Origin of the sequence: Adlercreutzia agrestimuris (assembly GCF_943193125.1) — a bacterium.
GTDB lineage: Bacteria > Actinomycetota > Coriobacteriia > Coriobacteriales > Eggerthellaceae > Xiamenia > Xiamenia agrestimuris.
Genome location: NZ_CALPCX010000002.1, coordinates 467,602 through 485,366 on the forward strand (window position 1 = coordinate 467,602; position 17,765 = coordinate 485,366).

16 protein-coding genes, 1 tRNA gene and 1 pseudogene are annotated in these 17,765 nt (G+C 46.8%); 10 read left to right on the forward strand and 8 right to left on the reverse strand.

Features of this window, described 5'->3' with window-relative positions; all coding sequences use genetic code 11:
• Positions 1-240: 240 nt before the first annotated feature.
• A complete protein-coding gene (locus tag NFR28_RS05175) occupies positions 241-1,566 on the forward strand; it encodes a glycosyltransferase family 2 protein (protein ID WP_251178762.1) in 1,326 nt (441 codons plus the stop codon).
• Here NFR28_RS05175 and NFR28_RS05180 read toward each other — a convergent pair.
• Together NFR28_RS05180 and NFR28_RS08945 are read right to left on the reverse strand one after the other, a co-directional pair.
• Positions 1,544-1,960 (reverse strand): ComF family protein, encoded by a 417-nt coding sequence (locus NFR28_RS05180; RefSeq protein ID WP_251178763.1) that lies wholly within the window; start codon positions 1,958-1,960, stop codon positions 1,544-1,546. The two genes, NFR28_RS05175 and NFR28_RS05180, sit on opposite strands and share 23 nt — an antisense overlap.
• A 138-nt stretch (positions 1,961-2,098) precedes the next feature.
• Positions 2,099-2,323: pseudogene (locus NFR28_RS08945) on the reverse strand (double zinc ribbon domain-containing protein); the annotation flags it as partial.
• A gap of 514 nt (positions 2,324-2,837) precedes the next feature.
• On the opposite strand from NFR28_RS08945, the gene NFR28_RS05185 reads away from it, so the two are divergent.
• Genes NFR28_RS05185 through larC form a run of 3 tightly spaced genes read left to right on the forward strand, consistent with a single transcriptional unit; the run spans position 2,838 to position 5,291 of the window.
• The gene (locus NFR28_RS05185) at positions 2,838-3,959 is read left to right on the forward strand and encodes a substrate-binding periplasmic protein (protein WP_251178764.1); all 1,122 of its coding nucleotides are present in this window, start codon (positions 2,838-2,840) and stop codon (positions 3,957-3,959) included.
• A gap of 11 nt (positions 3,960-3,970) precedes the next feature.
• On the forward strand, positions 3,971-4,681 hold the full coding sequence (larB, locus tag NFR28_RS05190; RefSeq protein ID WP_251178765.1) for a nickel pincer cofactor biosynthesis protein LarB: 711 nt from the start codon (positions 3,971-3,973) through the stop codon (positions 4,679-4,681).
• A 49-nt stretch (positions 4,682-4,730) separates the two neighbouring features.
• Positions 4,731-5,291: a nickel pincer cofactor biosynthesis protein LarC gene (larC, locus tag NFR28_RS05195; RefSeq protein WP_251178766.1), complete on the forward strand. Its 561-nt coding sequence runs from the start codon at positions 4,731-4,733 to the stop codon at positions 5,289-5,291.
• Between the two features lie 123 nt (positions 5,292-5,414).
• On the opposite strand, the gene NFR28_RS05200 is transcribed toward larC, so the two are convergent.
• From NFR28_RS05200 to NFR28_RS05210, 3 genes are all read right to left on the reverse strand, one after another.
• A complete protein-coding gene (locus NFR28_RS05200) occupies positions 5,415-6,344 on the reverse strand; it encodes a SufB/SufD family protein (protein WP_251178767.1) in 930 nt (309 codons plus the stop codon).
• 24 nt (positions 6,345-6,368) lie between these two features.
• Positions 6,369-7,145, reverse strand: a complete 777-nt coding sequence (locus NFR28_RS05205; protein WP_251178768.1) for an ABC transporter ATP-binding protein — start codon at positions 7,143-7,145, stop codon at positions 6,369-6,371.
• A 134-nt stretch (positions 7,146-7,279) separates the two neighbouring features.
• The gene (locus NFR28_RS05210; RefSeq protein WP_251178769.1) at positions 7,280-10,279 is read right to left on the reverse strand and encodes an insulinase family protein; all 3,000 of its coding nucleotides are present in this window, start codon (positions 10,277-10,279) and stop codon (positions 7,280-7,282) included.
• A gap of 386 nt (positions 10,280-10,665) precedes the next feature.
• Here NFR28_RS05210 and NFR28_RS05215 point away from each other — a divergent pair, with 386 nt between their 5' ends.
• The 3 genes from NFR28_RS05215 (at position 10,666) to NFR28_RS05225 (ending at position 13,907) form a co-directional block, all read left to right on the forward strand.
• On the forward strand, positions 10,666-12,054 hold the full coding sequence (locus tag NFR28_RS05215; protein ID WP_251178770.1) for a TrpB-like pyridoxal phosphate-dependent enzyme: 1,389 nt from the start codon (positions 10,666-10,668) through the stop codon (positions 12,052-12,054).
• 197 nt (positions 12,055-12,251) lie between these two features.
• The gene (locus NFR28_RS05220) at positions 12,252-12,605 is read left to right on the forward strand and encodes a hypothetical protein (RefSeq protein WP_251178771.1); all 354 of its coding nucleotides are present in this window, start codon (positions 12,252-12,254) and stop codon (positions 12,603-12,605) included.
• Between the two features lie 51 nt (positions 12,606-12,656).
• Complete coding sequence (locus tag NFR28_RS05225) at positions 12,657-13,907, forward strand: histone-lysine N-methyltransferase (protein WP_251178772.1); 1,251 nt, start codon at positions 12,657-12,659, stop codon at positions 13,905-13,907.
• A 109-nt stretch (positions 13,908-14,016) separates the two neighbouring features.
• Here NFR28_RS05225 and rd read toward each other — a convergent pair whose 3' ends face one another.
• Positions 14,017-15,408, reverse strand: a complete 1,392-nt coding sequence (rd, locus tag NFR28_RS05235) for a rubredoxin (protein WP_338025906.1) — start codon at positions 15,406-15,408, stop codon at positions 14,017-14,019.
• A 379-nt stretch (positions 15,409-15,787) separates the two neighbouring features.
• Between rd and infC the strand changes: the two genes are divergently transcribed.
• The 3 genes from infC to rplT are packed head-to-tail and all read left to right on the forward strand — an operon-like array spanning position 15,788 to position 16,938.
• Positions 15,788-16,369 (forward strand): translation initiation factor IF-3, encoded by a 582-nt coding sequence (infC, locus tag NFR28_RS05240; protein ID WP_251178773.1) that lies wholly within the window; start codon positions 15,788-15,790, stop codon positions 16,367-16,369.
• Positions 16,362-16,559 (forward strand): 50S ribosomal protein L35, encoded by a 198-nt coding sequence (rpmI, locus tag NFR28_RS05245; protein ID WP_120361267.1) that lies wholly within the window; start codon positions 16,362-16,364, stop codon positions 16,557-16,559. Before infC ends, rpmI begins: the two co-directional genes overlap by 8 nt.
• 25 nt (positions 16,560-16,584) lie before the next feature.
• Positions 16,585-16,938, forward strand: coding sequence for a 50S ribosomal protein L20 (gene rplT / locus NFR28_RS05250; RefSeq protein ID WP_251178774.1), 354 nt, complete (start codon positions 16,585-16,587; stop codon positions 16,936-16,938).
• A 114-nt stretch (positions 16,939-17,052) separates the two neighbouring features.
• Here the strand turns inward: rplT and NFR28_RS05255 are convergent, their stop codons facing one another.
• Together NFR28_RS05255 and NFR28_RS05260 are read right to left on the reverse strand one after the other, a co-directional pair.
• Complete coding sequence (locus NFR28_RS05255) at positions 17,053-17,406, reverse strand: NifB/NifX family molybdenum-iron cluster-binding protein (RefSeq protein WP_251178775.1); 354 nt, start codon at positions 17,404-17,406, stop codon at positions 17,053-17,055.
• A gap of 166 nt (positions 17,407-17,572) precedes the next feature.
• A tRNA-Glu gene (locus tag NFR28_RS05260) sits at positions 17,573-17,647 on the reverse strand.
• Positions 17,648-17,765 lie beyond the last annotated feature (118 nt).

A 17,765-nucleotide genomic window follows, 5' to 3' on the forward strand; every position in this document is an offset into this window, starting at 1 on the left:
CAAATAGGGTACCACATGGCATAAAGGGCACAATCTTTGGCATCATTTTGTGGAGAGAGTCTGCAAAGGTATGAAGAAAATACGATGATTCGACGATTTATACATAAGAATTGGTAACGAAAACCCTCGTCATATAGCGCTTGTGGGTGAAGTTGCTATACTCATATCTTGTGTCTTTTAGCGCTTTGACTGCAAAGAGATGCTTTTAATGCCAACTAACATTGAGGAGTTTAGGGAAAAGTGTTGGATCAGTTTTTCTCTCAAATTTCATTCGTTGATATTTTTAACTTTTGCGTCTTTATTACGTTTACGATTTGCTACACCTATCAGCTCTACTATGTATTGGTAGTGCTTACGCGTAAACCGAAACAACTAACGGCGCAGAAGAACCATCGCTATGCTGCGGTGATTTGTGCGCGTAATGAGGCGGCGGTTATTGGGGACCTTGTCCATTCAATCAAGGTTCAAAATTACCCCTCTGAGCTTATTGATGTATTTGTCGTTGCAGATAATTGCACTGATGATACGGCAACGGTAGCAAAAGAAGCAGGCGCTATAGTTTTTGTGCGCAATAATGATGCCGAAATTGGCAAAGGCTACGCACTTGATTACGGCTTCAAGATTATCCTGGATCAATACGCAGATAAAGGCTATGAAGCCTACTTTGTTTTTGATGCCGACAATGTCTTGGATGTAAATTACTTCCGCGAGATGAATAAGACATTTGATAACGGTGCAAAAGCATCTACGAGCTATCGTAATTCAAAGAACTATGGTTCGAACTGGATTTCTGCTGGATACGCAATTTGGTTTTTGCGCGAAGCAAAGTTTTTGAATCAGGCTCGTTTGACTCTTAATACTTCGTGTGCGGTGTCAGGTACAGGATTCTTTATTGCTGCTGACATTATTCAGGCAGCAGGTGGATGGAAATGGCATTTGCTCACTGAGGATATTGAGTTTTCAGCTAATAGCATTCTTGATGGTGTGCGTATTTCTTATACGCCTACCGCAGTGTTATATGACGAACAACCCATTACCTTTAGGGATTCCTGGAACCAGCGTTTTCGTTGGGCAAAAGGCTTTTATCAGGTATTTTGGCACTATGGTGCACGTCTTGCAAAAGGCATTGCTACCAATCCAAAAGGATCACGATTCGCTTGCTATGACATGTTGATGACCATTGCTCCTGGCATGTTGTTGACGGTTGTATCGGTGATCTTTAATGCAATCATTATCTTTTTGGCTGCTACGGGTATGATGTCTACTGGCATTATGATTGCCTCATCAGTCTCTTCAATTCTTTTCTGCTTGTTCAATTATTTGGTATTCATGTTCCTCTTTGGTGTGTTGACTACCTTTGTTGAGTGGGACTCTATTCATGCTCCCACGCGTAAAAAGGTACTGTATATGTTTACCTTCCCGTTCTTTATGATTACGTATATTCCTATTGCCTTAGTAGCACTGGTCAAAAAAGGCAACTGGAAGCCAATTACGCATTGCATTTCTGTTGATGTTACCGAGATGTCTTCTCAGAATCAGAGTCTCACCAAACGCGCGCAAAGGTAAGGCAGGTAATCCTGCTTACCCCGTTTTGTCGCAGGAGATCGCTTGCAGCAAAAAGTGTAGCTCCAGATGTCATGACATCATCAATTATGAGCACGTGGTCAGGTAGTGCTTCGTTTGTGGAAAGCAAAAACCTTCCTGCCATGTTTTTCATACGTTCGCTGCGCCCAAACTTCCGTTGATCTTTGCTTGTTGGTCGGGCAAAGAGGGATCTGCAGGGAAGCGTGCTTTGTTTACTAATGAGTTGAGCAAGTTGTTCGGCATGGTCAAATCCGCGTCGCTGGCATGCCTGCTTTGTTGCAGGAATAAACGTAATTGTCGGCAAGTTGGAAGTATCTTCATAGGAGAATATGGGCTTGATCATGTGAGCCATCATGGATGCAAGGTAGACCCCCAAACGCCTCTCGCCTTCGTCTTTCCAGGTGCGTATGAGTTTCATAGCTGAAGCGGTATACACCGCAACACTAATGCAACTTTCAAAGGGAAGTGTTGTTCGGTGCACGTTTGAGAGCGTTACTAGATTGCATTCGCTGCACTGGATCTGACCAAAAGGGGCACCGCAGCGTGAACAAGCTCTGCTCTGGTCAATGTAGGGGAGGTTAAGTTGGCAGCGCTTGCAGAGTACCTCTCCAGGTTTGTTACAGACGACGCACTGTGTTGGCCAGAGTGTTTCAGCGCCAACCAACGCTCCAAAGCGCAGCCCTTCTTTGAGTACTGCGATAGGGTTCTGTATCAAAGAGTTTGTTCTCGGTAGCATCATGGATAAAAGTATGGCGAAACTACAAGGGAGGCACTTGCGGCGTGATCAAATATCTTTCTCCTTTCTTTTCACGTTGAATTCATACAGAAACGCCCATTTTTTGGCGCGTATTCTATATGAATAGCACGTAGTCTTGTTCTTGTTTAGATGCAGGCATGACCAAGGAAACCATCGAAGCGATGATCACACGCTTTTTGCGCGTATTTCGCATGACAAATCAGTATATAAATGACCCATCTGATAAAATAGCTTCGCTTCTTCTGAGTCTGTAGTTGCGGGTTTTATCCCTAGTCCATGGCAGATGCGGTCAAAAGGATCCACGTAAGCCACGTTTTGGCGTGACGATCATGGCGTATCCTAGAGGTAAGTCGCACCGCTTGGCGATTATGCGGCATCCGGCTGCTCCAGGCGAGAGGTCAAGGGCGCAAGCTTAGATCCAGTGCGCGAGTGTGGGGTCAAAAACTAGGTCAGTCAGAAGAGGCTTTGTTGAGTTGATATGGATGGAGGAATGTGCATGTCGCGTTCTATGACAACAAAGTTCTTCAGCGTATTTGTAGTGAGTGCGCTTGCCTTGTTCGGTATGGTTGGGTGCGCTTCACAAGAGAGTTATACTCCGCCCGAAAAGGCACCAACACTGAGCAGCCCAACTATTGCTCAAGACGGCGTGTTGCGTGTTGGCGTAAATACCGGCAATGCTCCTTTGGCGGGCCAACCTGCTTCGTCATCAAAAATTGTTGGTCTTGATGTTGATGTGGCTGCTGCTCTTGCAGATCAGTTTGGTCTTAAGCTTGAACTGGTGGATGTTGAAACGGATGCCGAATCAGCTCTCACTAATGGCTCGGTGGATATTGTCATGGGCGTTGATAAGTCTGATACCACGGGAAGCTTTTGGACATCAGAGGCATACCTTCCCACCGCGGTAGCGCTATTTGCACTTCCTTCTAATGACACGGTACCCACCAATGAAGAAGCTCCTGTTATTGCCGCTCAAACTTCCTCAAAGAGTTCCTGGGCTGTTTCCAATGAGTTTGACAACGGAACATTGGTAACTACAGATGATCTGAAGAGTGCTTTTGCCAAGCTTGAATCTGGTGATGTGCAATATGTAGCTGCTGACACGGTAATTGGTACCTATGCTGCTCATAGTGCAGGCTATGATGTTCATATTGTTGCCCTCATGCAGCAACCAAGCGGTTATGCGGTAGGTGTGCTTGATAGCAATGCTGATTTGAAACAGGCAGTTTCTGATGCTTTAACATCAATTACCGGCACGGGCGTTGTTGGAGTCATTGAAACGAAGTGGCTCGGTTCTGTGCTTGATTTGTCTCAGATTCCGCTCACCGCAGGTGCTAGTGCTGCCACTACCACTAGTGATACAAACTCAACAGGGGACACCTCGGCTGCGGATGAGACTACTGACGATTCTGCTTCGGGAGACGCTTCTTCTGACGAACCTGCTCCCGCAGATGCGACCGCTCAGGATGAAGATCCTATTGTGTATGACAACACAGCCGATAATGCCACCTATGACGACGGAACAGGCGACGGAAGCGGTACTGGTGATTACACTGATGACGGAACAGGCATGTCTGACATGGGTGTTGAGGGAGACGGTTCTGCTAATCAAGCTGCTTAAAGAGGCTTGATATGAATTTCACGGATCTTGGATATGCTAAACCAGACCACTTGCGGTCAACTACGCAAGGTGTCGGCGAAGTTATTTACGGTGCAGGTAAAACGCCTGAGCAAATTGTTGGCATTGCACGAGCCCTCATAGAACAAGGGCAGGACATGGTGATTGCCACGCGTGTGGATCCTGATAAAGCGCACATTGTTGAACATCTTTGGACGACAATAGGTGCTTCGTCTGATGCGTGCGGTAACAAGGCTTTCAGTTATTCCCAGACAGCGCAATTGCTCCGCTTTGGAGATAATGCCTTAGCAGATGGTTTGGGTAGTATTGTAGTGGCTTGTGCCGGTACTTCAGATCTGTATTGTGCAGAAGAAGCCGCGCTTACCGCAGAGGCGCTCGGCAATGAAGTATGTCGTCTTTATGATGTGGGTGTTGCAGGAATCCATAGGCTACTGGCGCATCAAGAAGAACTTGAGCGCGCACGCGTGGTGATTGTTGTGGCGGGCATGGAAGGTGCGTTGGCAAGCGTCATCGGCGGCTTGGTGTCGGCGCCAGTCGTAGCGGTGCCCACTTCAGTTGGTTACGGAGCCAGTTTTGGCGGTGTTGCCGCGCTTTTGGCTATGCTCAATTCGTGTGCTTCGGGGGTGTCGGTAGTAAATATCGACAACGGCTTTGGTGCTGCTTATCAGGCACATCTTATTAATCACCTTCATTACAAGGCGTAAAGCGTAGCTATGTACAGAGTTACGTGCGCAGATAAGTAAGGGAAACAGCATGAATCTCGTATGGGTTTTAAACGAACTTGCAACTCGTACAAACATCTTGGCTCAAACCATGCTTCAGCTTGATGAGCGGCGAAGAAATCAAGTGCATCTTGCGCTTGAGCAGGCCATTATCGAAGAAAAACATCATCATGACTTAGCCGAAGTCATGGCCACCATTGATGAATTGGCAGTATCGGAGCGTGTAAAAGAGCATATGCGTCAGGTGTATCAGCTTTTGGCGCAAGCAGAGGCGTCGGTGCATGGTTGTAGCGTGGAGGAGACTCACTTTCATGAGGTTGGAAATGCTGGGTCAATACGAAACGTTTTAGGTGTATGTGTGGCTGTTGAGGCATTTGCTCCCGAGCGCATTGTGGCAACACATGTTCAGACCGGCGAAGGAACCGTTATATGCGCTCACGGTGAATTGGATATTCCTGCCCCCGCAACACGAGCTCTTTTGCAAACGGGTATTCCTACGTGCGAGTATACGTTTCCAGGTGAACGATGCACCCCAACGAGTGCAGCCCTAATTGCTCACTTCGTTGATGAATTTCAAGAGCGCATCTTTTAGGGGTATTTTGAAACGCAATTAAAAACCGCTTCGCCGAACATATTGGCGAAGCGGTTTTGTGATAGTTGCTCATAAAAATTGTTGGCTGAGGGGAGAAAATGCCTTCAACCAATAACAGGAAAGCTAATTTAAAAAGTCCTCCAAGATTTCTTGCTCAGCCTCTTCTTCGCTTAAGCCTAACGTCATCAACTTAATGATTTGGTCTCCCGCAATCTTGCCAATAGCAGCTTCGTGGACAAGCTGTGCATCTTCGCTTGCCGCTTCAATGCCAGGGATTGCGGTCACTTTGGCGTGGCCCATGATAATAGCGTCGCATTGTACATGTCCGCGACAAGCAGCCTCGCCAATGACAAGCGGGTTGAAGATTTGAACGGAATCATCTTGTGCAACTGAGCGAGAGATTACCTGCACGCTTGAATCGTCGCCCTTCAGTTCAACTTTCATATTTGAAGTTGCGGTTTGCTTGTCGTGAGTGAGCAGCTTCTCGGTTAAGACAAGCTTTGCGCCAGCACCAAGCTCAGCATTGGTATCGCGAACGGTAGAGGAAACACCGCGGAGCTGCACCATTTCCATTTCGCAGTGTGATCCCTCTTCCAAAATGACATTGGTAACGGGGTTTAAGATGCGCTCGCCAGTGCCGCTTCCTTCGCCATAATGCTTTTCTACATAGCGAACATGTGAGTTTTTGCCGCAGTAAAATGTGTGAATGCCATCATGTTCAGATGCTTCGTGGCTTTCATTGTGAATGCCGCAACCAGCTACAATGGTTACATCGCAATCTTCGCCAATATAAAAGGTGTTATACACCACATCTTTGAGGCCTGCTTGCGTAACAATTACCGGAATGAAAACCGTTTCTCCTCGAGTTCCAGGTGCGATATGAATATCAATGCCGGGGTTGTCGGTTTTGGTGGAAATCTCAATATGCGCTGATGAGGAACGCTGGACGAGCTGGCCATCCTTGCGAATGTTAAAAGCTCCCTTAGGCATTCCGTGGATATTGGCAATTTGCTCTAGGAGTCCCTCGTCAATGGGGGAAAGATCTACAGCCATGGTTTCTCCTTAATAAAGAGCACACTAACAAGTAGTGGCAATTTCGGTCAAATGAAGTTCGGTTGGCTCGGTGAGTTGACACCCGGGAACACCCTTAGCAACAAAGCCGAGCGTGGGCAGGAGCTCTTCGGGAGTACCCGTTGCGGCAATTTTGCCATCACGCAAAAGGATGATTTCGTCAGCCAATTGAATAATGCGCTCCTGGTGGGAAATGATGACAATTGAGCGACCGTCGCGCGCTTCGTGGATGTCGCGGAATGTTTCTGTCAAGCGATCAAAACTCCAGAGGTCAATGCCAGCTTCAGGTTCGTCATAGATTGCCAGCTTCGGATCGCGTGCCAAAATAGTGGCAATTTCAATTCGCTTAACTTCGCCACCAGAGAGGGATTTGTCCACTTCACGGGTGAGATAGCTTGCAGAGCACAGGCCTACCTTAGCAAGATATTCGTTGCAAGCAAGCATAGGGAGCTTTTTGCCTGCAGCAATATCAAGAAGCTTTTTGACCTTCATGCCCTTAAAACGAGCGGGCTGCTGAAAGCCATAGCCAATACCTAAGTTTGCACGATCGGCAATGCTTAGGTTGGTAATGTCTTCGCCGTTGAAAAGAATCTGGCCTGACGTGGGCTTCTCTATACCCATGATCAGTTTAGCCAGCGTTGATTTGCCGCCACCATTTGGGCCAGTGATGACCGTGAAGCGGTCATCGGGGATAGTTAATGATAGATCATCAATAATACGTTTGGTTTCCTGTGATCCCTCAGACACAGGCACCTCGAACGTGAGATTTCTCAGTTCTAGCATAGTTGTGCTTCTCGCTTCCTAAACGCGTTCAACTAATGTTAATTGTTACAATATCAATATCATATAAAGCTGCCACAATCAATACGCATTATACCTGATGGTATAGTTTCGTATCTTCGCTTACACAACAGCGCTTACAGTATGATCTCTGTCAGGCCTGCACTGGAGGCATCAACAAGATCTTTACCTGCAAAAGCGCAGATCATGTTCTTGTTCAATGAATCTTGAATGCAAGGAGCAAGTTCGCAAAGAGCATCTTTGGTGGTGGCTATCATCTCGGCTCTAAAGCGCGCCCGATCAGCTGGCGACCATTTCGCGAAATACTGAGCATCTTGCGAACGGACTAAAGCGCGTGTCTTTTGGGGTGCATCAAATGCTGCAACTGATGCAACAATGAACCCTTCCAGCTCATTTTGTGTCGGGTTGAAGGCTTGAAGCCAGGCGGGAGCACCTGCAAAACGAGCAAGTGTTTCATCAAGGTGCGGATCGCGGTATGAATTGAAATACACATCACCAATATAAGAAGAGGTAAAGTTAGCTCCATAGGCGCCACCTTTAACACGCACCTCATTCCAAAGATAATCGTAACTTAATGCACGACGGGCAACTGCCCATGTTCCTGAATATGCAACATCTAAGAGTCTTCTATTGAAACCTTGCGCAACATAGCTTACGTCGCTTGGGATAACAAAGACCTCATTTTTAGCTTGCGGTTCAGGTACGCATAGTATCTGTTTTGCGTTTGTGGTCTGTTCGCAGAGCGGATTTGCACTCCAGAAAGCATCAAAGTCGGCCGCACTGCCTGAGAAGCTGAGCAAACAGGTGTTGTCAGCAAAGATTCTTTGTGCCAAGGACTGAAGTTTTGTTACCAATTCTTCTTTGCGTGCATCGTAGTCTTCAAGCAGTGACTTGATGAAGAGATAGAAATCAACGCCTTTGAGTGTCTCACGCAGAAGAGCAGAAGGCAAGAAGTATGATGCCATGCGTCCGAGAGCATACGCATGACCTGCGGTTACAAAGCTTTGTTCAAGGCTAATGCGCACCTGAGACAAGATATCGCGGATCTTGTCAGTATCTGTGAAATCGGTTGTGAGTATGATTTCTTTGCTAAGCGAGACAAGCTTGTCTACGTTTTCTGAAAGTGCGGCGCTTCCTACCACAAAGTAAGCATTGAGCGCATGCGGATCATCAGGATCTGTGAAGACGTCAGTAAAGAAGTTGAGAGACCCGAGGTAATGATTAATGAGCGTGTCAAGGGTTGCTGCATCATGTTGGGCTGTTGCAAGCTTGCTTAAGGTCAGTCCTAAAATGCTGACATAGGGCATTTCTTCAAAACTGATATGACTCAAGTTGAAATAGCGATAGGTATAAACTACGCCATGAAGGGTAGCTTCGTGTCGCAAGCAAGGAAGAGGACAGCTTTCATCCAGCATATATGCTGGTTCATCAGGTGCATCGGTTAAATCTGAAAGGCTCAGGTGGGGAAGTGAGGCTAAAGCTTCTGGGCTATCGGGGGCTTCTTGCTCGCGGCGAAGGCGTGCTTCAGCATCAGCAATGCGTACATAGTCTTGATCGGTAAACTGTGTGAGCGCCTGAGTGATGCGTTCAGCCTCGGCTTTATCGACATTGTCTTGATCGGGCACAATTTCAACACACGCCCAATGTTTGCTCTGAAGAAACACCTCATCAATAAGCTCTTCAAAGTAATTATCGTCAAGCGCATTGCGCAAGAATGCGAAATCTTCTTCGTACTTGAGGTAGGCGGTTGCAAGGTCGTTGTCATAGAGCCATCCGCTCAATGCGGCCATGGAAAGCGCTACACCGTCGGCCATATGGAAATCATACTCGCGCATTTCAAACTCAGCGTGCGAGAGGGAGGCCGCCAGCAAAGCGTGGTCAAGGCCACCTTGTGCCAGAGTAGTCAGAGTGTCGTGCACGATGTGTTTAAAGGTTTCAGCAGCACCTTCTTTGGCGCCGCGCAATTGCAAAAAGGCGAATGGTTGCAAGAGGCTATCAGCAAGAGAGCCATGTACATCGTCTGCGATACCCGCATCTAACAGAGCTCGTTTAAGCGGTGCTTCGTTTGAGCCCATCAGGGCATCAAGCAAAATATCCACAGCCACTATACGGGTGCGTTCCGTTACGCTTCCAATAACGTAGCCAAGTGCAACGCACGCGTTTTCTGGTGAAGTTGCCATGGTGTGCGTTTCGTGGGGAACAATCACAGCGCTTTGAGCCTCTAAGGGATTTGGGGTGAGCGGGGGCAGGTTGTCTTTTGCGCGCGCTTCGTCACGTCTGCGTTCCTCAGCTGCTCCCACAGTGAGGTATTCTTCATCTAAGAACGTCAACATACGCAACAGATCAAGGTTGCCGTAGAGGGTGATATAGCTATTATCAAGACGGTAATGACGTTCGTGTTGCTCCAGGAACTGCTCATAGGTAAGGTCAGGGATGGCATACGGAGCGCCGCCCGATTCATACTGATAGGCGTTATCGGGGAACAGGGCTGCTTGGGTGTAGTCGTACAAAAGGGAATTAGGGTCAGAAAAGACACCTTTCATTTCGTTATAAACTACCCCGTTGAGCATCAGTTGCGGCGTTTGGTCTTTGCTCGAGAGGGCTTCAAGAACAGTCTCTTCGCCCGCTAGAATATTTCCTTCGTCTGCCTCAAGGTCAGCTTTAAGCTCCCAATGCCAACCTTCCTGTTCAAAAATCTCAGGCTTAAGGTAGATGTTGGGGTGAAGTACCGCATCCATATAGACATCGGTGAGATTGATGAGGTCTTGGTCGTTGGTGCTTGCAACCGGATACATCGTTTTGTCGGGAAACGTCATTGCATTGAGGAACGTTTGCATGGATGACTTGATCAAATTTACGAACGGTTCTTTGAGGGGGAATTTACGTGATCCGCAAAGCACTGAATGTTCCAAGATGTGAAACACCCCTGTGTCGTCTTTGGGGGGCGTTTTGAATGTGATAGAAAACGTTTTGTTGTTGTCTTGGTTTGCAAGATATAACAGGCGAGCTTTGGATGCCTCATGAATAAGCGTATAGGCTACACCGTCAATTTCTGAGAGCGGCTCTTTGGTCTCAACGCGAAATCCTGCTAAGGACTGTCCAATTTCTAATTCCATAATTACCTCTTTAAGGTCGTGCTGCTATCTTCTTGTGAAAAAGTCATCGTCAATTGTGCCACAATTCGCGAATACACAACGCCAGGAACCTTTAATGCTTGCATCGCTTCAACATAGTGTGATAATCTCACGTGCAGGCTTTATGAGCTTTGTGAAGTTGTGATGAAAGGGTTACATGCAAGCTGCTCCAACAACACCAACCGCACTTGTTGCAGATGTCGTTTTTTCGGCATTGCTATTTGGTGCTTGGTGGTGGAACAGAAGACATTGATACTCGGGTCTCGCGGCTTCTGATTTCTCGCACACATATCCAGAAGAGCCCTCGGAGATCCGGGGGCTCTTTTTGTGTGTATATGTTTGGTTAAGGTGGAAGAAAGGAAACACTTATGACAAATCAAATCCCATATCGTTTATATCTTCGCGAAGATCAAATTCCTACGCAATGGTATAACCTGCGCGCTGATATGCCTGAACCACCTGAGCCAATGCGTTTAGCTGACGGATCGGTTGCCACTCATGAAGACCTGTCGCCGGTGTTTTGCGATGCTTTGGTCGAGCAGGAATTAGATGATGAGACTGCTTATGTTGATATCCCTGAAGGGGTTCGCGAAATGTATAAGGTGTATCGTCCTTCGCCGTTGTGCCGCGCTTATAACCTTGAGCGTGCGTTGGGTACGCCAGCAAAGATTTATTACAAATTTGAAGGCAACAACACCTCGGGTTCCCATAAGCTCAACTCCGCAATTGCGCAAGCTTACTATGCCAAAGAGCAAGATCTGGAAAAGATCACTACCGAGACAGGTGCCGGACAATGGGGGACGGCTCTTTCGGAAGCAGCAGATCATTTCGGACTTGATCTAGACGTTTTTATGGTCAAGTGTTCCTATAATCAAAAGCCGTTCCGCAGAAACATCATGGAGACCTTTCATGCAACTGTGACTCCCTCTCCGTCAGAGATGACTGAAGTAGGAAAGCGTATGTTAGCTGAGCATCCTGATTCAACAGGATCTCTTGGCACGGCAATCTCTGAGGCAGTAGAGCGCGCACTAAATGTACCCAACAATAAGGGTCGCTATCAGCTTGGTAGTGTGCTTAATCAAGTTGTATTGCATCAATCCATCATTGGGCTTGAGAGTTATTGTGCTCTTGAAGAGTTGGGAGAGTATCCCGATATCGTCATCGGATGTGCTGGCGGCGGTTCAAATCTTGGTGGTCTTATTGCGCCCTTTATGCGTGACAAGCTCAAGGGGATTAAGCCTGATACGCGTTTTATTGCTGTTGAGCCGGCAAGTTGTCCATCGCTTACGCGGGGTAAATACGCATATGATTACGCTGACACCGGCCAAACTTGCCCCCTCGTTAAGATGTATACGCTTGGTAATGGCTTTTTGCCTAACCCTGATCATGCAGGAGGTTTGCGCTACCATGGCATGTCTCCTATCGTGTCGAAGCTCAAACATGATGGTTATATGGAAGCCATTGCTGTTAAGCAAACTGACGTATTTGCTGCAGCAGAAGAGTTTGCGCGCCAAGAGACAATCTTGCCAGCTCCGGAAAGCGCTCATGCAATTTATGCCGCCATGGAAGAGGCAAAAAAATGCATTGAAACGGGCGAGGAGAAAGTAATTTTATTTGGTCTTACAGGCACTGGTTATTTTGATATGTATGCCTATGATGCGTTCAATCAAGGTAAGATGACCGACTATGAGCCAACCGAAGAGGAGCTGGCAGCTGGTTTTGCTACTATTCCTGTTATCCCAGGCATTCAAGAATAAAAGCTATACGGTGAAAGGCATTTATTTAAGCAGATAGTTTATGGGTCTTTGACCGATTGATGTACTTCGGGCAGCTATCGTGAGAGTGGTGGTAGCTGCCCGTGTCTGTTAGTTATCAAAGCAATGGATTTTATTGGGAAGGAGTAACCTTTAAGCTGAGTTACCGTATAATTTGGCTAAGTTGAAGGGAGCTTAAAGTGTCAGAAAAACAGCCGACATTTTCACATATTACCGTCCATGCTCAAGACGATGATGATTTCGTTATTCAAGCAGGGGCAAAACCTTCAACTCCGCCTCGTGTGGCGGTTTCGCAGGATGAAACAACCCAAGAAATAGAAGCTGAAGAGTCACCGGTTCAAACACCAGTAAAAGTGTCTTCTTCTGTTTCGGAAAAATCTGTTGATAAGCCAGTTAAAGATGACGGATACCATGAGACTACCTTGGAGGATTTGCAATCTACGCCAATGTCGTCCATGCAAAAGATAATCATTGCGCTTGCGCTCATAGGTGTTGCTTGTGCCATTATCTATTGCGTCTTTTTTACGAACTAGCACATGTACAGAGCAGGCAATTTAATTGCTTGAGTGCTGGGAAGGTGAACAATGCCCAAACATGCTTCATATGGTAATAAGAACTCTAAACGAACCATGCGGCACACGGATGAATATACCCCGCAAGCATCACAATATGATACCCACGACGAACCCATTGGCTTAACGCAAGCTTTTACACCGCTTGATCAAACCGATGAGTTTAGTGCAGTCGGTTCTTCATCAGGTCGTCACGCCAGTGGTTTTAGCTACAAACCCGATGATGGATCCGATGAATATCCTGATGCATTTGAAAGTCTTGAGCCAGTAGCGGAACCTCCGCTGTTGTTTGAGGAACAAACTCAAGCTATTGCGCCAGCGCCAACGCGTGGTCGACATGGCAAAAGCAATAAACTTACGCTTTCGCCACATCAAAAAAAATCGCGTCGGATGCGTCGCATTTTGATTGTCATTATGGTTTTGTTGGTGCTTCTTATTGGCGCTATTGTTTATATGGGATGGCAACTCTTTTCTGAGGCTAATCTCTCTGCATCACAGCAGGTGCAACAGCTTGAATCTACAGAAAGCGAAACAGAGAGTTTGCAAACAGACCCTTCTGCCACTACTGATGCAACAACTGTTACCGAAAAGCGCACTGAGGTTCCTGATTTGCTAAGCATTTTAGGCTTGAGCGAAAGTGAAGCTATTGCGCAACTCAAACGTGGTGCATCGGTTGTTTCTACGCGCGAAGTATCTGAAGAGGGAAGTGCTATTGTCACCCAAGAGACCGTGGCGCTCCTTGAGGAGCCAGCCGATTCGCGCTCGGGCACGCCAACGGTTTATTTGGGGCTGAATGCTGATGGTGTTGTCGTATCAGCTGGATACTCTGCAGCTACAGCGTCTTTGGGCTATGGGTCCATCAGTTTTGCTGAAGCAATTGAGACTCAGCACATCATTCAAAAAACCTTGGAAGAGGCTGGAGTAACCGTGTCTGATGATGCTATTACTTTGCCAAGCGATAGATCTGATTATGCCACCTATGCAAGTGATGGCACGACGGTTACCGCTGAGAATTGCTCATTCTCAGGACCGGTTGATATTAATGGTGAAACATATGAATGGTCAGCAGTTTTGACATATAACTACACCACATCAAATGCAACTGGTAATCTTGCAGACACAATTCGCATTATCTATGTGTATGTTGATGCTCCAGAGGCGCAGGCTCCTGTTGAAGAGGCGGCAGAGTCTGATCAGTCATCTGAAGCGGGGGACAGCGCAGCTGAGGCCTCGGGTGCAGAAGGCACGGCTGCCGCGTCGTAAGGTAAGAACTTAAAGCGTTATCAACATATATAAAAAATGCCGCCTTAATAAGACGGCATTTTTTTGACTTAAGCCGAAGCTCATTAATGCTCTTTTGAATTACAAAGCGTTATTCTTCGTAAAGTGAGAACATATCTTTGCCAACGCCACAAACGGGGCAAACCCAATCCTCGGGGATATCCTCAAAAGTGGTACCAGGTTCAATACCACCATCAGGATCTCCTAATTCGGGATCGTAGATAAAGCCGCATACATCACAAACATATTTCTGCATAGTCGGTTTCTCCTGTTCTTGAAGAGGGGTTGTTGTGTCTATCTCCAAAAGATCAGCAACAAACGCAGGTATTTCTGCATAGTCACTCTCTTGTGGATTCCAATTCACGCGCAATGCGTTATCGCTCACGGTAAAGCCAGCATCGCGCAATCTTTCTTGAAGGATCTGCGTGCCTTCACCACTCCATCCATAGCAGCCAAATGCTGCGGCTCGCTTGTTCTTGAACTTGAGCGATTTGAGGAATGTTAGCCATCCAGATGCACCAGAAAGAATATCGTTGACAACGGTGGGAGATCCAAGAGCAAGCGCTTTTGAGCGAAAAACGTCAACCATTACATCGTTTTTGTCATCAGTCTCAATGTTGTGTACCACCACGTTGGTTTGCGGGCTAACACGCGCTATTTCATCGGCAATTGCATGAGCAAGCATTTTGGTGCCATTCCACATGGTGGCATAGCACACGCAGACCATGTCCTCTTGGTAGGCATCTGACCACAAGGCATAATCAGCAACAATTTGAAGAGGATTATCGCGCCAGACAACACCATGAGAAGGAGCAATATAGGCAATGGGGAGCTGAAGCTTATCAAGTTCAGCAAGTTTGCGTTTTACGTTTTGAGCATAGGGGTTCAAGATGTTTACATAGTATTTGAGCGCTTCGTAGTGTAAAAGCGGTTGATTTGCTCGGTCGTTAAAGAGCTCTTCTACGGCAAAATGTTGACCGAAAGCATCCATGGAAAACAACACATTGTCGCCGGTCAAAAAGCTTGCGAGTGAATCCGGCCAATGCATCATGGGCATTTCAATAAAGATGAGTTGCTTGCCGTTGCCAACATCGAGGGTGTCACCTGATTTGACAATATGAAAATTCCAGTTTCGTTTACCATATTGGCCTTCAAGGGACTTAACGGCGTTTGCGGTGCAATAAATAGGAACATTGGGTATGCGCTCCATCAGCGCTGCAAGCGCACCCGAATGGTCGCACTCGCCGTGATGGGCAACAATGTAGTCAATAGAAGAGAGATCTATTTCCGCTTCAAGGTTTTCAATAAAGTCAAAACGATGAGGAATCCAAACGGTGTCAATCAATACCGTTTTTTCTTCTTGAACTAAATACGCATTTTGGCTTGAACCGTGCTCAATGGTGTAGTCTTCGCCATGAAAGTGTTTGAGCTCCCAATCAAGATATCCAATCCAACTTACATTGCCGACAATGTGCTTTTTCATACTTGAAGCTCCTTGCGATTAAAACGTACGCGAAGTCTATACTGTTGAGCCTACCTGCTTTCTGAGTGGAAAGTCTGCGCTTAGGAGATTTGTCATGAAATAGTGAACGCATTATTGGTATGCTGCAATGAAAATTGCGAACGCTTTCTATGGATGCGGTGCGTCTTTTCGCAAAACAATCACAGCGAAGTACTTGCAACATATTTGCAAAGTGATACAATTTCTGTCTTGTGAACAGAAGTGAGGTGCATACCTCCACCTGGTTCGGCGCTTTGGCTGCTGATGGGTTTACTCAATATAAGCATTGTCTTATGTGAAGTCCCGTATGTGTCAAAGCAGCGGGTTTTTTATTTTGTGCGCAAGCACACAAGAAAGGAAGGTGAGCGCAATAGCTGCTCAAGAACCTCGGCTCAATGAACAGATTTCTGTTCGCGAGTGCCGACTGATTGGTTTTGACGGAACTCAAATGGGCATCTATCCCACCGTTCAAGCTCAGCGTATTGCTGATGATGAGGGTTTAGATCTCGTTGAGATTGCGCCAAATGCTGATCCGCCTGTATGTCGCATCATGGATTACGGTAAGTTTAAGTACGACCAGGCCATTAAGGCAAAGCAGGCTCGCAAGAACCAAAGTAAAATTGAAACCAAGGAAATGAAGTTTCGCCCGAAAATTGATGTGGGTGATTACACAACCAAGAAAAAGCATGTACTTCGTTTTCTTGATGCTGGGAACAAAGTCAAAATCACCATCATGTTCCGTGGTCGTGAAATGGCTCATCCCGAGCAAGGTCTCACCATCCTAGAACGATTGGCAGATGACTTGAAAGACATGGCAGTTATTGAGTCGCAGCCAAAGATGGAAGGCCGCAACATGCATATGTTGATTGCCCCGCTGCCTACAGCGGCTAAAAAGAAAAAGGACGAATCGAGTAAGGAAGAAAGGACACAGGATAATGCCTAAAATGAAGACTCATCGCGGTACTGCAAAGCGTTTCCGCGTTACTGGCTCCGGCAAAATCATGCGTGCAAAGGCTTACAAGAGCCACATTCTCACCAAGAAAAGCCCGAAGCGTAAGCGTAATTTCCGTCACGAGACCGAAGTTGCTCAGGCTGACCAAAAGGTCATCGCTCGCAACCTTGGCCTTCGCTAGAATTTCAAAGGAGCTCTGATACGAAATGCCTCGTGTAAAACGTGCAGTGAGCGCACATAAGAAGCGCCGTACCGTCCTTACTCGCGCCAAGGGTTACTATGGCGCAAAGTCTCGCTCTTATCGTGCAGCGAAAGAGCAGATGCAGCACTCTTTGCAGTACGTATATCGTGATCGCCGCAACAAGAAGCGTGAGATCCGTCGTCTGTGGATTACTCGCATTAATGCTGCCGCTCGCATTAATGGTATGAGCTATTCAGTATTCATGAATGGCTTGAAGAAGGCTGGTGTTGAGCTTGACCGTAAGGTTTTGGCTGATATGGCAGTAAATGATCCGACAGCTTTTGCAGCACTTGTTGAGGTTGCAAAGAAAGCTCTTTAAACACTTTGTCTCTTTTGAGTACTTGTGATAATTAAAAAGGTTGCTTCGGCAACCTTTTTTGTTGGGCAACTCACGGTATGGGTTGCTCTTGTGTTTTGGGAACTGACTGAATAACTAGTTGATTACACTGTGACAGTCGGTCTCGTCTTCAAAGGCAGTTGATCCATTCATCATATCAGTAATGAAATGCTCTACAGATTCTCGTGCTGATCCACTCATGCCGCTGACAACTTCAATACCTGATTGCTCAAGCGCTCGTTGGATATTGGGATCAACGGTGCTAACAAAAAAGAGATCAATACCAAGCGATGCAAGGAGTTCTGCAGTAGATGCGGGCGGCAAACAAGGGTTAGGGAGATTCTGACATTCTGTAATTACGCCACGCTCTACGGTATAGCACATATAACTTGCACATCGTCCGCTATGCACAGATACATTCAAGCCATCACTGGCTACTGCAATACGCATGCCGTTTCCTTCCCTCTAGCAGCGATATAACATTACCGCTTATTGTGAAGACTTTTTGTGCGCTTTCGCCAAAAGGACAATATAGATTGGTAGGGGGGAGGGTTTTCTGCGAATGAAGGCCTTGAAAAGAAAACAGGGCAAACAGTTTGTTTGCCCTGGTCACAGATGGTGCCCCCAACGAGAATCGAACTCGTGTCTCAGCCTTGAAAGGGCCGCGTCCTGACCTCTAGACTATGGGGACAAAGGCTGCTCTCTTGAACGCAGCTGTAATATTATCGCAAAGCATGCGCAGTAATGCAAGAATTATTTTGCGCTCTTTTTGCGGGTGTGTAGTTACGGCGGAGCAGACGGCAGTGCAC